Raw genomic sequence first — 1,527 nt, forward strand, 5'->3', positions numbered from 1 at the left:
ATAAGATTGCGTTGAACATCAGCCTATTATCCATTGGAGGACGTCCGGTTTTTGCTACTGAAAATAAATCCTTTATTTGATTCCATTGTTCATCAGATATTTCATAACGTTTTTGTGCCATAATAGTTACCTCTAAGTTTTTTCTTTTATTTTACCTAAAAATTAAATTTTGTGCAAATTTCTGTTTTCAGACACGCCCTAATCAAATTCCACAAAATATTTTTGAACATAATAAAACCACCTAACATAAGTTAAGTGGTTTTATATACGCTAATTGGAGATGTGGAACTCCATTACAATGTATAAAAAAAGTGCTATATTCCAAGCCCAATAATAATTATTAATGTTTTTCTATATAATCTTTATATTCACAAACATTAATAAATGTGCATTTTTCTATTTCACATTTTATGTTGTTCGTTCCATCATTTACAAAAGGCAAAATTACATTTGTTTGTGCACCAAATTTTCTTATATTCACATCATAACCTTTTTTACATTCTTTTATCATTATTTACCTCCTATGTTTGTATATACAAATACTATAACATATTGTAAGTATATTTGTCGATAAATGTCTGTAAACTTATTCATAAATTTATATAATAAAAGATGCTAATATTTTAATTGCCAGCATCACATGCAACATAAATGTAGGATTTTAATTATCTAGTTTATATAGTCACCTACACAAGACTATACATAGCTTTTTATGCTTTCCACTATGGAAGGAACTCTGCAACTTTGCATATGTATAATATTCTAAGCGTTATACTCACTGTAAGCACTCCATCCGACAAGATATAAGTGCCAATTCGTAATTATTTAAGTACATAAAATTTTTGCTTAGTCTAAACACCAACCAAGATGGATACAGTTACCAGCCTATACCCCAACATTTACTGTCAGGTTGATACCCACGTTTTTTTGCTTCATTTAAAGTCATCTCTCTTGTTTTATCACCTTCACCATCAGGTGTTCTGTGATACTTAGTACCGTTAATACTTACATAAACCATTTTGCTATTATCACCAATAACACCTGTTTGTTTAACGTATTCCGGTATATTTGTAGTCCATGCACCATCAGAGCCCAAATAATAATTTCCTATATATTGACTTTGAGCCATATATCCATCTGAATAGAAATAATACCAGTTTCCACCAATCTCTTTCCAGCCTGTAGAATATGAACTTCCTTCAGTATTCCACCAACCATTATCATCCTGTTTCCATTCAGCATTAGCACCTACTGAACTAAATCCTAATAAACTTACACTTAATAATCCTATACATATCGCTTTCTTAATAATTTTTCTCTTCACTATTATTCATCCCCTTAAATTAGTAATTAATATAATCATACTATATTTAGGGAATTATTTCAAAGAAATTCTATACAACTATAATAGTGCAAAAATGCTTGAATAATTTTACAACTGAATAAAAATAAAAAAACATTTATGATAAATCCTTGTTATAATTGAGTTACCACACAACAATGATAGCAAGGAGCTATACATAAATG

Annotated in this window: 2 protein-coding genes; both read right to left on the bottom strand. The window is 29.2% G+C overall.

Features of this window, described 5'->3' with window-relative positions:
* Nucleotides 1–340 precede the first annotated feature (340 nt).
* A complete protein-coding gene (locus CLPUN_RS28005; RefSeq protein WP_198944302.1) occupies nucleotides 341–511 on the bottom strand; it encodes a hypothetical protein in 171 nt (56 codons plus the stop codon).
* A 366-nt stretch (nucleotides 512–877) separates the two neighbouring features.
* Complete coding sequence (locus tag CLPUN_RS07100) at nucleotides 878–1,324, bottom strand: hypothetical protein (RefSeq protein ID WP_077846616.1); 447 nt, start codon at nucleotides 1,322–1,324, stop codon at nucleotides 878–880.
* Nucleotides 1,325–1,527 lie beyond the last annotated feature (203 nt).

Source organism: Clostridium puniceum (genome assembly GCF_002006345.1).
Lineage (GTDB): Bacteria > Bacillota > Clostridia > Clostridiales > Clostridiaceae > Clostridium > Clostridium puniceum.